This is a genomic window from Skermanella rosea, assembly GCF_016806835.2.
GTDB lineage: Bacteria > Pseudomonadota > Alphaproteobacteria > Azospirillales > Azospirillaceae > Skermanella > Skermanella rosea.
The window spans coordinates 2,291,357-2,304,310 of the sequence record NZ_CP086111.1; the positions used below are offsets into that span (position 1 = coordinate 2,291,357).

Below are 12,954 nucleotides of genomic sequence, written 5' to 3' on the forward strand. Positions count from 1 at the left end.
GTTCAGGACTTGGGCTTGGGCATGTCCATGACTTCGGCGGTGCTGGTGCCCGCTTCCGGCTTGGTGCCGAACCATTTCTCGTGCAGCGCCGCGATCGTGCCGTCCTTCTTCATGGCGGTGATCTGCTCGTTCACCTGGGCCGCCAGGGGGCTGCCCTTGGCGAACATGATCGAGTAGCGCTCGCCCGTCTGGATGCGCTGGGCCACCTTGAACTGCGGCTTGTCCTTGGTGAAGTAGAGCAGGGCGGGGATGTCGCTGACATAGCCGTCGAGCCGGCCGGCGGCGAGGTCGAGCATGGCGGGTTGAAGCCCCTCGAAGCGGCGGATGTCCCCGAAACCGTACCGGGCCTGGTTCTGGGTCGCCCACATGTCGCCGGTGGAGCCGGTATCGACGCCGATCGCCTTGCCCTTGAGGTCCTCGACCTTGGCGATTCCGCTCTTGGACAGGACGGTCAGCGACTGGTCGCTGTCATAGTAGGGCTGGGCGAAGCTGACCGATTCCAGCCGCTTCTCGGTGATCGTGATGGACGAGATCGCCATGTCGATCCGGGCGGACTGCACGGCGGAGAACAGGCCGTTGAACGGGATGTTCACGATCTCGACCGACTTGCCCATGCGCTTGGCGATCTCGTCGACCAGGTCGATCTCGAACCCGACATTCTTGCCGGTGGCGTCCTGGAACTCCCACGGGACGTTGCCGATGTTGGCGCCGACCGTCAGGTCGGCGGCCCTGGCGTTGCCGGCCAGGGCGGCGGTGGCGATGACGGCCACCAGGGCGGTCTTCAGGAAGGTCCTGCGCATCTCGTCTCCTCACATCAATGTTTGACGATGGCTATCCCCGGGGCCGGCCTGCCCGTCGTCGTTCGTCGCAACTGGTCTGACCGGCCAGACCAGTGGATTGGACCTGTTTTTCGGGGTAGGGTCAAGCAGCCAAATGGATGCGCGGGAGCGGGAGCCTGGAATGAACAAGGTCGGCGGCAGGATGCTGGTGCCCCAATCGGCGGTTCAGAGGATCCAGGCGATGATCCTGGAGGGACCGCTGGCGCCGGGGGAGCGCCTGCCGGCCCAGCGCGAACTTGCCGAACAGCTCGGCATCAGCCGGGCGTCGCTACGCGAGGCGCTTTCGGTGCTGGAAACCCTGGGGCTCGTCCGGGTGGAAGTCGGGCGGGGCGTCTTCGTCGTCGAGCCCGGCGGCGGTCCCGCGGGCAGGGCTCCGGAACCGAAATGGCGGTTCGCCGACCGGTACTCCCAGCACGAGGTCTACGAGACCCGGCTGACGCTGGAGCCGCGCGCCGCCGGGTTGGCCGCCGTGAAATCCACCGCCGGACCGCTGGCGGAGATCGGACGTTCGGTGGACGGGATGCGCCGCGCGGTGGAGTCCGGCGACCTGATCGCGGTCGCGGAGTGCGACAGCGCCTTCCATCGGACCATCGTGGAGTGCAGCGGCAACCGCATGTTCGTGGAGTTGTTCCGCACGGTGAACGGCGTCATGGACGAGATCCAGCGCCTGCCCTTCATCCATCATGACCGGATCTGGGAAACCGTTCACGAGCACGAGGCGATCCTGACAGCCCTCAACGATCGCGACGCCGCTGGGGCGTCCGCGGCAATGGCGCGTCACATCACGGCCGCCGCAGGGCGCATCGGCGTAGTCCTGGAAGGCTGAAAGCCGGCGGAACCCATACCAATTTCGTATGGAAGCCTGCATTTTTATTCCATTTGTATGTATTCTTTGGTTTACCCAAGAAGGGTTACTATACGGGTATCAGGTAATCAGGGGTCTCTTGTCATGTTCGGAAATATTCGAGTGGCCGCATTGGCCGCCAGCGCTCTTCTATTGTTCAGCGTCGACGGTGCCCAGGCACAGCAAGCCCGCACGCTCAAGCTCGGGCACATCCTGGGCTCGGACTCCCAGTTGGGGGCCGGGGCGGCCGCCTTCGCGGACGAGGTCGCCAAGCGCACCTCCGGCCGGTACAAGATCGAGCTCTATCCCAACGCCGCCCTGGGCGGGGAGGTCGAGGCGATCAAGGCCGTGCAGCTCGGCACCGTAGAGCTGACCTTCGTGACCGGCGCTCCCATGCTGAACTTCGTCCCCGACGTGGGCGTCTTCGGCATCCCGTTCCTGTTCCGCGACGCTGGCCACGCCCATCGGGTGTTCGATGGCGAGGTCGGCCAGGAATACCTGGAGAAGTTCCGCGCGCAGGACATGGTGGCGCTCGCCTGGGGCGAGAACGGCATGCGCCACATCACCAATGCCAAGCGCCCGATCTCCGCTCCGGAGGACGTCAAGGGTCTGAAGCTCCGGGTGCCGCAGAGCGAGGTGATGGTCGCCGGTTTCAAGGCGCTGGGCGCCGACGTGGCCCCGCTGGCGTTCCCGGAACTGTACAACGCGCTGCAGAGCGGCCAATTCGACGGGCAGGAGAACCCGATCGCCACCATCCTGTCGGCCAAGTTCGCCCAGGTGCAGAAGCACCTGACCCTGTCGGCCCACAGCTACGATCCCGCCGCCTTCCTGATGAGCATCGACACGTTCGAGGACATGTCGGACGAGGACAGGGCCGCCTTCGTCGAGGCCGCGAAGGTCGGCGGGAAGGCCTCGCGCAAGGCGGCGGCCGATGCCCAGGCCAACGGCGTCAAGACCCTTCGCGAGCAGGGCCTCCAGGTCGTGACCGAGATCGACCGGGCGGCCTTCGCCAAGGCCGTCGCTCCGGCGATGCCCGACCTGGAGAAGAAGTTCGGCGCGGCTCAGGTCGAGCGGATCAGGAACGTCCAGTGACTTCGGCATCCGCGCGGACAGGGGTGGCCGCGCGGATCCGCAACGGGGGGCCGGCGATGATCGCCGGGATTGGGGAGCTTACATGTCAGCCTGGGCAAGACTTTCGAATATTCCGATAGCGTTGCGGATCTCGGGCGGATTCGCCCTTCTGCTCGTGCTGCTGGGAACCTTGTCGTTCTTCGCCGACCGGAACGCCGCGGAGACGACCGCCGGCATCGCCCGGCTACGGTCGGTCAGCGACGCGGCCACCGTCTCGGGCTTGCTGTCGATCGACATGGAAGGGGCCCGCGGGGCCCTGACGCAATATGCGCTGACGGAAGCCGACGGCGATCTGGCAGCCGCGAACCACGCGCTGGAGGTGCTGGGCGCCGCCATCGCGACGCTCGACGCCGCGGCGCTGGACGCGGACGCGGCCCTGGTCGGCCGCATCGCGAAGGCCGCGGAAGCCCACGACGCCGCGGCCCGCCAGAGCGTCGCCGCGGTGTCGGAGCGGCGCATCGGCGTCTCGGCCCTGGTCAAGGCTTCCACCGGCCTGGGCACCACCACGTCCGCGATCGTCGGCACGGCGGTGCGGGACGGCAAGGCCGAGGTCACGGAACTGGCGGTGAAGCTGGCCGAGGCCGGGCAGGCGAGCGCCCTGGCGGCGACGCGCTATGTCTCGTCGCGCAATCCCGCCGACGCCGGGATCGCCGTCAAGGAGGCCGAGCGGTTCTCCGAGACCCTGGCAGGATTCGCGGCGGCGACCACCGAAAGCCGCCGGCTCCAGCGGTTCGCCGCCGCCCTGCCGGCGATCCTGGACGAATACCGGAAGGCGCTGGACGGCGTCGTCTCGGCGACTGACCGGTTCGCGGCGGCGGGTGCCGAGCGGATCCGCGCCGCCGAGGCCCTGGGGACCGCCATCGGGCAGCTGCGCCAGGCCAGCACCGACGGCCAGGACCGGACCTTCTCCCAGATGACCGAGGCCGCGGAGCAGGCGCGGGCGCTGGGGCTGGCCGTGGCGGGGGGTGCGCTGCTGATCGGGATCGTCATGGCTTTCCTGATCGCCCGCAGCATCACCCGGCCGATCCGGTCGCTCAGCTCCATCATGGGGCAGCTGGCGGGCAACGACCTGTCGGTCGAGGTCGGTTTCACCCGGCGGGGCGACGAGATCGGCGGGATGGCGCGGGCGGTCGAGACCTTCAAGGCCAATGGCCTGGAAGTGAGGCGGCTGCAGGCGGAGCAGGAGGAGATCAAGCGCCGGAGCGAGGCGGAGCGCAAGGCCGACCTGATAAGGCTGGCCGACGGGTTCGAGGCGAACGTCAAGGGCGTGGTCGACGCGGTGTCGTCCGCAGCGACCGAGATGGAGCGCAGCGCCGGGGCCATGTCGAGGACGGCGGAGTCGGCTTCGCACCAGGCGGTGATCGTCGCCGCGGCTTCTGAGCAGGCGACCACCAACGTCAACACGGTCGCGGGCGCCGCGGAGGAGCTGTCCGCCTCGATCCAGGAGATCAGCCGGCAGATGTCCACCTCGCTGAGGATCACCGCCCAGGCGGTCCAGGACGCCGAGCGGACCGACGCCCTGATGCGCGGCCTGACCGACGCTGCCCACGAGATCGGGCAGGTGATCGAGTTGATCAATTCCATCGCCGGGCAGACCAACCTGCTGGCGCTGAACGCCACGATCGAGGCCGCGCGGGCCGGGGAGGCCGGCAAGGGCTTCACGGTGGTGGCCAGCGAGGTCAAGGCGCTGGCGTCCCAGACCGAGCGGGCGACCGGGGAGATCCAGGCCAAGGTGCTGGAGATCCAGCAGGCGACCGGCAATGCCGCGGGGGCCATCCAGGGGATCGCGCGGACGATCGGCCAGATCAACGAGATCTCCTCCAGCGTGGCGGCGGCGGTCGAGCAGCAGAACGCGGCGACCGGCGACATATCGCGCAACGTCCAGCAGGCAGCCGCCGGGACGCAGCAGGTGTCCGGCAACATCGCCGGGGTCTCCCAGGCGTCGAGCGAGACCGGGGCGGCTGCGGGGCAGGTGCTCGATGCGGCGGGAAGCCTCGCCCTGGAGGCGGAGCGGCTGCGCGGCGAAGTGGCCCGCTTTCTCGCGGACGTCCGCTGCGCCTGACGGCGGAAGGCCTGGAACATGTCGAACCGCGGCGGGGGCGCCGGCACGAGCTGCCGGCGCCTTTCGTCCTGCCGGCCGGGGGCATGCCGATAGGCCGCTGACAGAACGGGCGGCGGGGGCTATATCGGTGGCGCAGCGCCATTGAGAGTGAGCCCATCATGACCAGCTCCGCCGAACGACCCGACACGACCAGGCCAGCAGAGACGATCGAGGTGCGGCGCAAGCGGCTGACCTTCCGGAGTTGGCACCGGGGAACCCGCGAGGCGGACATCCTGCTGGGCCGTTTCGCCGACCGGCACCTGCCGGCTTTTGATGCCGCGCAGCTGGACCGGTACGAGCGCCTCTTGGAACTGAGCGATCCCGATCTTTATAACTGGATGTCCGCGCGCGAGCCGGTTCCGCCGGAGCACGACAACGACGTGATGCGGCTGCTGATCGCGTTCAATTTCAAGACTACCGTCGCTTGACCCTCCTGGTTCGATAACAGACCCTTGATAAAGATCAAACTAGACCCCGGCCAACCGTCCCGCCTGCTGATCGCCGGTGCGCCGGAAGGGCAGGACGCCCGAGTCCTCGCCGACATCGCGAAGCGCCGCGGTCCTTCCGGGCTGCTGCACGTGGCGCTGGACGACCAGCGGATGGCCCGCCTGGCCGAGGCGGTCGGCTTCTTCGCGCCCGAGATCGAGCTCGTGCAGATCCCGGCCTGGGACTGCCTGCCCTACGACCGCGTTTCGCCCAACGTCGATATCGTCAGCCGCCGGGTCGAGGGGCTGACCCGCCTGATCGAGCCCGGCAAGGGTCGGCCCAGGCTGGTGCTGACCACGGTCAACGCGCTGCTCCAGAAGGTGCCGCCGCGCGGGACCTTCGCGCATGCCACCTTCCGCGCCGGCGTCGGCGACCGCATCGACCTGGACAGGCTGCAGGCCTATCTGGCCCACAACGGCTATACCCGCGCGCAGACCGTGCGGGAGCCGGGCGAGTTCGCGATCCGCGGCGGCATCGTCGACCTGTTCCCGCCCGGCACCGAGGAGCCGCTTCGGCTCGACCTGTTCGGCGACGAGCTGGAGGGGGTGCGCGCCTTCGACCCGATGAGCCAGCGGACCACCGAGAAGCGCGACGGCATCGCCCTGAAGCCGATGTCGGAGGTCTTTCTGGACGAGCAGTCGATCGCCCGCTTCCGCTCGGGCTATCGCGAGCTGTTCGGCGTCGTGCTGGACGAGGACCCGCTGTACGAAGCGGTCAGCGCCGGGCGCAAGCATGGCGGCATGGAGCACTGGCTGCCGCTGTTCCATTCCGGCATGGAAACGATCCTGGACTATGTGCATGACGCGGTCGTGACGCTCGATCCGCAGGCGGAAGAGGCGCGGGATTCCCGGCTGGCGCAGATCGCCGACTTCTACCATGCGCGCAAGACGCTGCAGGCGGTGGAGAAGAAGGCCAACAATCCCGTCTACAAGCCGCTGCCGCCGGAGATGCTGTACCTGGACGAGGACGGCTGGAACGCTCTGCTGGGCGTGCGGGCGGTAGGCCAACTGATGCCCTTCGCGCTGGCCGAGGGGCAGCCGGGGGTGGATGCCGGCGGACGGCGCGGCCGGGACTTCGCCGACGCCCGGGCCAAGCCCGACGTCAACGTGTTCGACGCGCTGAAATCGCACATCGAGGAGCTTCAGAAGCACGACCGGCGCTGCGTCGTCGCCGGCTACAGCCAGGGCGCGCGCGACCGGCTGCTGACCGTTCTGCGCGACCACGGCATCGAGCGGGTCGAGGTCTGCGAGAGCTGGGAGGGGGCGAGGCGGCTCGACCGGCGCACCACCGCGCTGATCGTGCTGGGGATCGAGACCGGCTTCGCCGCGCCCGACGTGGCGGTGATCACCGAGCAGGACATCCTGGGCGATCGGCTGGCCCGGCCCACCAAGAAACGCCGCCGGTCCGCCAACTTCATCGCCGAGCTGTCGAGCCTGAGCGAGGGCGACCTGGTCGTCCACGTCGATCACGGCATCGGACGCTACGACGGCCTGGAGACGCTCCAGGTGACGGGCGCGCCGCACGACTGCCTGCGTCTGATCTACGAGGGCGGCGACAAGCTCTATCTCCCGGTCGAGAACATCGAGCTGCTGTCGCGCTACGGGTCGGAGGACAGCGCCCAGCTTGACAAGCTGGGGGGCGTCGGCTGGCAGGGCCGCAAGGCCCGGGTCAAGAAGCGCCTGAAGGACATGGCCGAGGCGCTGCTGAAGATCGCGGCCGAGCGGGAGCTGCGCCGGGGCACGCCTGTTTCGGCACCTGACGGGATCTATGCCGAATTCGCGGCGCGGTTCCCCTATCCCGAGACGGAAGACCAGCTCCGCGCGATCGAGGAGGTGCTGGAGGACCTGCAGTCCGGCCGGCCGATGGACAGGCTGGTGTGCGGCGACGTGGGCTTCGGCAAGACCGAGGTCGCCCTGCGCGCCGCCTTCATCGCCGCGCTGTCCGGCATGCAGGTCGCCGTCGTGGTGCCGACCACGCTGCTGGCGCGCCAGCACTCTCGCACCTTCGAGAAGCGGTTCGCCGGCCTGCCGGTCCGGATCGGCCAGCTCTCCCGCCTCGTGTCAGCGAAGGAACAGAAGCTTGTCAAGGAAGGTCTCGCCGCCGGAACGATCGACATCGTGATCGGGACCCACGCGCTGCTGTCCAAGACGGTGCAGTTCAAGGACCTGGGCATGGTGATCGTGGACGAGGAGCAGCATTTCGGCGTGAAGCAGAAGGAACGGCTGAAGCAACTCCGCGCCGACGTCCATGTGTTGACCCTGACCGCGACGCCGATCCCGCGGACGCTACAGATGGCCCTGGCCGGGGTGCGTGAGCTGAGCCTGATCGCGACGCCGCCGGTGGACCGGCTGGCGGTGCGGACCTTCGTGCTGCCCTACGATCCGGTGGTGATCCGGGAGGCGATCCTGCGCGAGCATTACCGCGGCGGCCAGACCTATTATGTCTGCCCGCGGCTGGAGGACCTGCCGCGCGTCTACGAGCGGCTTCAGGAGCTGGTGCCGGAGGTCAAGGTCGTGATGGCCCACGGCCAGATGGCGGCGACCCAGCTGGAGGAGGTCATGACGGCCTTCGACGACGGACAGTTCAACGTGCTGCTGGCGACCAACATCGTCGAATCGGGCCTGGACGTGCCGAACGCCAACACGATGATCATCCACCGTTCCGACCTGTTCGGCCTGGCCCAGCTCTACCAGCTGCGCGGCCGGATCGGCCGGTCGAAGGTCCGGGGATACGCCTACCTGACCTATGCGCCCCGGACCGTCCTGTCCGCCACCGCGACCCAGCGGCTGCACGTGATCGAGACGCTGGACAGCCTGGGCGCCGGCTTCCAGCTCGCCAGCCACGACATGGACATCCGCGGCGCCGGCAACCTGCTGGGCGAGGAGCAGTCGGGACATATCAAGGAGGTCGGCGTCGAGCTGTACCAGCACATGCTGGAGGAGGCGGTCGCGACCGCCCGCAGCGGCGCCGGTGCCGCCGCGGACTCGGAGGACACCTGGACCCCGACGATCAACCTGGGCATGCCGGTCCTGATCCCGGAGGCGTACATCGCGGACCTGAACGTACGGCTGGGGCTGTACCGCCGGATCTCGGAACTGGTGGACCGGAGCGAGATCGACAGCTTCGCGGCGGAACTGATCGACCGTTTCGGGCCGCTGCCGCCGGAGGTGGAGAACCTGCTGAACGTCATGACGATCAAGCAGCTCTGCCGCACCGCCGGGGTCGAGCGGGTCGACGCCGGGCCGAAGGGCGCCGTGCTCTCGTTCCACAAGAACAGCTTCGCGCGGCCGGACCAGCTCGTGATCTTCATCGGCAAGCAGGCCGCGACCATGAAGCTGCGGCCGGACCACAAGCTGGTCTATACCCGCACGTGGGACGACACGGCGACCCGGGTCAAGGGCGTGCAGCGGCTGATGCAGGACTTGGCCAAGCTGGCGGCCTGACGGCCGCCGGCCTCAGGCCCGGGGGGTGACCGGCTGGGCCACCGCATCGACCTCCTCCGCCGCGAGGTCGAGCAGCGGCATGAAGGCGGTCGGCTCCTGGGCGCCGGCAAGCGCATAGCGCCGGTTGAAGATGAAGCAGGGCACGGCCTGGATGCCCAGTTGCCGGGCAACCGACTCCGTCGCCCGGATCGCCGCCACGTCCAGGTTGCTGGCCAGATAGTCGCGGGTCAGGTCCGGGTCGAGGCCGGCCTGCGCCGCCTTGGCCAGCAGGACGTCGCGGTCGCCGATGTCCAGGCTTTCGATGAAGTAGGCGTTGAACAGCAGGTCGGTCATGACGTCGGCCAGCCCCGATCGGCCGGCCAGCCGGACCAGCCTGTGCGCCGCCAGCGTGTTGGGCGTGCGTCGGATGCGGTCCAGCCGGATCGGGATGCCGTCCTTGGCCGCGGTCTCCTCGATCACGCCGTAGACCTGCCGGGCCCGCTCGATGCCGCCGAACTTCGCGGCGAGATAGGCTATGCGGTCGATCCCGGCCGGCGCCATGTCCGGGTTGAGCTCGTAGGGCTGCCAGCGGCGTTCCAGCGGCAGCCTGGGCCGCTCCGCGAGGGCGAGCTCCAGCCGGCGCTTGCCGATATAGCACCACGGACAGATCAGGTCGGAATATATCTCCACTATCATGGGGCTGATTATAGTCTCTTGAGCGTTCCGATTGCGAGGGTGCTTGACCTTTCGGGGCTCAGGTCCAACCATCCGCCTGAGGACCGAGGGAGCCTCCGCCAGTAGAACAAACGAAATGCCCGGCCGTGCTCCCGGCACCGGCGGCATTTGAAAAGAAATCGGCAGCGAAGACCATGAGCACGACAGACCTTTCCGGCCATATAGCCTTCGTCACCGGCGCGTCCGGCGGACTCGGGCGGCATTTCGCGATCACCCTGGCCCGGGCCGGCGCCAAGGTGGCCCTGGCGGCGCGGCGTCCGGACGCCTTGAAGGCCGTAGCCCAGGAAATCGAGAGTTTTGACGGGCGGGCGATCGCCGTGCCGCTCGACGTCACAGACGCGGCGTCGGTTCGCGCCGCCGTCGAGGCGGCCGAGACCGAGCTGGGGCCGATCACCGTGCTGGTGAACAATTCCGGCGTGACCGAGACGGTGGCGGCGCTCGACCAGGACGAGGCGTCCTGGGACCGGGTGCTCGATACCAACCTGAAGGGCGCCTGGCTGGTCGCGACCGAGGTGGCGCGGCACATGGTGCGGCTCGGCCATGGTGGCAGCATCATCAACATCGCGTCGATCCTCGGGCTGCGCCAGGGCGGGCAGGTCACCGCCTATGCGACGTCCAAGGCGGCGCTGGTCCAGCTGACCAAGCAGCTGGCGCTGGAGCTGGCGCGCTATCAGATCCGCGTCAACGCGCTGGCGCCCGGCTATATCGAGACCGACATCAACCGCGACTTCTTCGGCACCGATGCGGGCAAGGCCCTGATCCGGCGGATCCCGCAGCGGCGGCTGGGCCAGGCGGCGGACCTGGACGGGCCGCTGCTGCTGCTGGCGTCCGACGGCAGCCGCTACATGACCGGCAGCGTGCTGGCGGTCGATGGCGGCCATCTGGTCGGATCGCTCTAGAAACTTCAGCAACTGTTCTGGTGAACCTCCATGGATTTCACGCTTTCCCCCGAGGTCGAGGATTACCGGCTCCGCGTCCGTGACTTCGTCGCCCAGCGCATCCTGCCGCTCGAGTCCGATCCGGCGAGCTACGACGAGCATGAGAACATCGCCGACGCTCCCCTGGCCAGCCTCCGTGCCCAGGCGAAGGAGGCCGGGCTGTGGGCGCCGCAGATGCCGAAGTCGCGGGGCGGCCTGGGTCTGGGCGTCGTCGGAATGGCGGCCCTGTACGAGGAGATGGGCCGGTCGATCTTCGGGCCGGTCGCGTTCAACGCCGCCGCTCCCGACGACGGCAACATGATCGTGCTGGAGAAGGTCGCGACCGAAGCCCAGAAGGAGCGCTGGCTCCAGCCGATCGTCGACGGGAAGGTCCGTTCCGCCTTCGCAATGACCGAGCCCATGCCGGGGGCCGGCTCCGATCCCTCGGCGATGAGGACCCGGGCCGAATGGCGCGGCGACCGCTGGGTCGTCAACGGCCACAAATGGTACATCACGGGGGCCGGGGTCGCCCGGCACTTCATCCTGATCGCGCGGACCTCCGACGATTCTCGGAAGGGACTCAGCGCCTTCCTGTTCGATGCCGACCAGCCCGGCTGGGAGATCGTCCGCCGCATCCCGATCATGGGACCGGAGGAGCATGGCGGCCATTGCGAACTGCGCTTCGACGGACTGGAGATCGCGCCCGAGAACGTTCTGATGAACATCGGCGACGGGTTGAAGCTGACCCAGATCCGGCTCGGCACCGCGCGCCTGACGCACTGCATGCGCTGGCTCGGCATGGCCAAGCGCGCGACCGAGATCGCCGCGACCTATGTCCGGGAGCGCGACAGCTTCGGCTCCAAGCTGCACCAGCACGAGGGCGTGCAGTGGCTGATGGGCGAGGCGGCCATGGCGATCGAGGTCGGGCGGCTGCTGACCATGCGGGCGGCGTGGAAGCTCGACCAGGGCGATTTCGCCCGGAAGGAGGTTTCCATGGCGAAGATCCAGGTCAGCGAAACCCTGCACAAGGCGGTGGACACGGCGATCCAGCTATGCGGGGCGAGGGGCTATTCCAAGGACACGCCGCTGGAGTGGATGTACCGCTATGCCCGGCAGGCCCGGCTGGTGGACGGGGCGTCGGAGGTCCACAAGATGGTGCTCAGCCGGTTCTACATGGACGAGGGCATGGATTTCTGGGGTTGGCGGTGACGCTTTGTTAACCGCATCGCGAAAGACTATCTCTCGGAGTTCCGTTCCGGTGGCGAGCCATGTCCGACAGCTACACCAATGCCAAAATCCGGGAGGCCCTGGTCGCCTCGCAGGGTAGCCGCGCCCGCGCCCAGGATATTCTCCTGGGTTGGGCCCAGGCCGACGACCGGCTGCTGCGCGGGCTGGTCACGCCGTACCTGAAGGGCATCGTGACCGGAACGGTCGAGCGGGTGACCCGTCCGGGTTCCGGCGCGGCGGCTGTGCCCGCGCCGGCGCCGGCGGTGCAGAAACCTGTGGCCCCGAAGCCCCCGGTACAGAAGCCTGCGGGCCGGCCGTCGCCGCCGCGCCAGCTGTCGCCGGAAGCGCTGGACAAGGCCTTGTCCATGATGGGGCAGGGCGTGCCGCCGCGCCCGGCCGCCGCGACGCCTCCCCGGTCGGCCGGCGCGCTGAAGCTGGGGACCACCAACCCGGTTCCGCCGACCAAGGCCGGCGCCAAGCACCAGCAGACCATGCGCGCGCTCGCCGCGCTCTACGCGCGCAAGCACCAGAACTGAGGTATCCGCCCCGGCCTGATCCGGTTACTTTTCCGGCTTCTGCTCCGCCTTGCGGGGCCAGGCGGGACTGATGCCGACCAGGGTTTCCTTGTTGCCGTAGGGCTCGGGCCTGGTATGGCATTCGACCTGGGCGAGCGTCCGGTAGCAGTAGAGTTCCGGCTCGACGCGGGTGACCACCTCGGGATAGGGACGGCAGTAGTGGCGCGTCCGCTCGTAGTTCACCAAGCTGCAATCCTCGTCCATGATGTAGGACGCGGCATGGTCGGTGATCGTCTTGCCGGTATTCACCAGCAGGACGGCCGAAGCGCCGGTGGTGGCCGCGCCGACCGGGCCTTCGATCAGGGAGCAGCCGGCGAGCAGGCCGGCGGCGAGAAAAACCGTGATGCGTGGTGCCGCGTCGGCCATGCAAGATCCCCTCATCGCAGCAGGACGCACTGGTGTACCCGGCACTGGACGAGGACGAAGGCATCCTTGTTCTTCCCGCCGGTGCAGGACACCTTGAAGACCGTTTCTCCCACGCCGCCGACGATCTGGCGCAACGGCTCGATCTTGCCCGGCTTGCAGTTGGCGGCGAGGGCCACGGAGCGGGCCTCGGCCTGGCTCGCCCGGGCGGGAAGCGTAGCCATGAGCATAGCCGCAGCCCCGGCAAGGACTGCCGCAGAACCCAGGACCGGCAACCGGCTCGACCGTCTTTCCGTCGCGTATCGCATACCCTG

At 68.5% G+C, this 12,954-nt stretch carries 12 protein-coding genes; 8 read left to right on the top strand and 4 right to left on the bottom strand.

From position 1 onward, the window contains the following. Window positions 1-2: 2 nt before the first annotated feature. Window positions 3-800: a transporter substrate-binding domain-containing protein gene (locus tag JL101_RS10430; protein WP_203099029.1), complete on the bottom strand. Its 798-nt coding sequence runs from the start codon at window positions 798-800 to the stop codon at window positions 3-5. Between the two features lie 160 nt (window positions 801-960). On the opposite strand from JL101_RS10430, the gene JL101_RS10435 reads away from it, so the two are divergent. The 5 genes from JL101_RS10435 (at window position 961) to mfd (ending at window position 8,844) form a co-directional block, all read left to right on the top strand. Further along, window positions 961-1,665, top strand: coding sequence for a FadR/GntR family transcriptional regulator (locus JL101_RS10435; RefSeq protein WP_203099028.1), 705 nt, complete (start codon window positions 961-963; stop codon window positions 1,663-1,665). Between the two features lie 141 nt (window positions 1,666-1,806). After that, the gene (locus tag JL101_RS10440) at window positions 1,807-2,775 is read left to right on the top strand and encodes a DctP family TRAP transporter solute-binding subunit (protein ID WP_203099027.1); all 969 of its coding nucleotides are present in this window, start codon (window positions 1,807-1,809) and stop codon (window positions 2,773-2,775) included. Window positions 2,776-2,857: 82 nt separating this feature from the next. Continuing rightward, window positions 2,858-4,876: a methyl-accepting chemotaxis protein gene (locus tag JL101_RS10445; protein ID WP_228435396.1), complete on the top strand. Its 2,019-nt coding sequence runs from the start codon at window positions 2,858-2,860 to the stop codon at window positions 4,874-4,876. A 158-nt stretch (window positions 4,877-5,034) separates the two neighbouring features. Beyond that, window positions 5,035-5,343, top strand: a complete 309-nt coding sequence (locus JL101_RS10450; protein WP_203099026.1) for an FAD assembly factor SdhE — start codon at window positions 5,035-5,037, stop codon at window positions 5,341-5,343. 24 nt (window positions 5,344-5,367) lie between these two features. Continuing rightward, window positions 5,368-8,844, top strand: a complete 3,477-nt coding sequence (gene mfd / locus JL101_RS10455) for a transcription-repair coupling factor (RefSeq protein WP_203099025.1) — start codon at window positions 5,368-5,370, stop codon at window positions 8,842-8,844. Between the two features lie 12 nt (window positions 8,845-8,856). Here the strand turns inward: mfd and JL101_RS10460 are convergent, their stop codons facing one another. Continuing rightward, window positions 8,857-9,519, bottom strand: a complete 663-nt coding sequence (locus tag JL101_RS10460) for a DsbA family oxidoreductase (protein WP_203099024.1) — start codon at window positions 9,517-9,519, stop codon at window positions 8,857-8,859. A gap of 173 nt (window positions 9,520-9,692) precedes the next feature. Here JL101_RS10460 and JL101_RS10465 point away from each other — a divergent pair, with 173 nt between their 5' ends. The 3 genes from JL101_RS10465 to JL101_RS10475 are packed head-to-tail and all read left to right on the top strand — an operon-like array spanning window position 9,693 to window position 12,238. Beyond that, window positions 9,693-10,457 carry an SDR family NAD(P)-dependent oxidoreductase gene (locus tag JL101_RS10465; protein WP_203099023.1) on the top strand — a complete coding sequence of 255 codons (765 nt, stop codon included), beginning with the start codon at window positions 9,693-9,695 and terminating at the stop codon, window positions 10,455-10,457. A gap of 30 nt (window positions 10,458-10,487) precedes the next feature. Next, entirely contained in the window at window positions 10,488-11,684 is a 1,197-nt protein-coding gene (locus JL101_RS10470; RefSeq protein ID WP_203099022.1) for an acyl-CoA dehydrogenase family protein, read from the top strand. A 59-nt stretch (window positions 11,685-11,743) separates the two neighbouring features. After that, window positions 11,744-12,238, top strand: coding sequence for a hypothetical protein (locus JL101_RS10475; protein WP_203099021.1), 495 nt, complete (start codon window positions 11,744-11,746; stop codon window positions 12,236-12,238). A 24-nt stretch (window positions 12,239-12,262) separates the two neighbouring features. Here JL101_RS10475 and JL101_RS10480 read toward each other — a convergent pair whose 3' ends face one another. Next, window positions 12,263-12,643 (bottom strand): hypothetical protein, encoded by a 381-nt coding sequence (locus JL101_RS10480; protein ID WP_203099020.1) that lies wholly within the window; start codon window positions 12,641-12,643, stop codon window positions 12,263-12,265. An 11-nt stretch (window positions 12,644-12,654) separates the two neighbouring features. After that, the gene (locus tag JL101_RS10485; RefSeq protein WP_228435397.1) at window positions 12,655-12,864 is read right to left on the bottom strand and encodes a hypothetical protein; all 210 of its coding nucleotides are present in this window, start codon (window positions 12,862-12,864) and stop codon (window positions 12,655-12,657) included. Window positions 12,865-12,954: the final 90 nt, after the last annotated feature.

Excerpts from the sequence above, each read along its gene's own strand:
- JL101_RS10430 (WP_203099029.1), bottom strand. The coding sequence starts at position 800 with ATGCGCAGGACCTTCCTGAAGACCGCCCTGGTGGCCGTCATCGCCACC.
- JL101_RS10435 (WP_203099028.1), top strand. The coding sequence starts at position 961 with ATGAACAAGGTCGGCGGCAGGATGCTGGTGCCCCAATCGGCGGTTCAG.
- JL101_RS10445 (WP_228435396.1), top strand. The coding sequence starts at position 2,858 with ATGTCAGCCTGGGCAAGACTTTCGAATATTCCGATAGCGTTGCGGATC.
- JL101_RS10450 (WP_203099026.1), top strand. The coding sequence starts at position 5,035 with ATGACCAGCTCCGCCGAACGACCCGACACGACCAGGCCAGCAGAGACG.
- JL101_RS10460 (WP_203099024.1), bottom strand. The coding sequence starts at position 9,519 with ATGATAGTGGAGATATATTCCGACCTGATCTGTCCGTGGTGCTATATC.
- JL101_RS10465 (WP_203099023.1), top strand. The coding sequence starts at position 9,693 with ATGAGCACGACAGACCTTTCCGGCCATATAGCCTTCGTCACCGGCGCG.
- JL101_RS10470 (WP_203099022.1), top strand. The coding sequence starts at position 10,488 with ATGGATTTCACGCTTTCCCCCGAGGTCGAGGATTACCGGCTCCGCGTC.
- JL101_RS10475 (WP_203099021.1), top strand. The coding sequence starts at position 11,744 with ATGTCCGACAGCTACACCAATGCCAAAATCCGGGAGGCCCTGGTCGCC.
- JL101_RS10480 (WP_203099020.1), bottom strand. The coding sequence starts at position 12,643 with ATGGCCGACGCGGCACCACGCATCACGGTTTTTCTCGCCGCCGGCCTG.
- JL101_RS10485 (WP_228435397.1), bottom strand. The coding sequence starts at position 12,864 with ATGGCTACGCTTCCCGCCCGGGCGAGCCAGGCCGAGGCCCGCTCCGTG.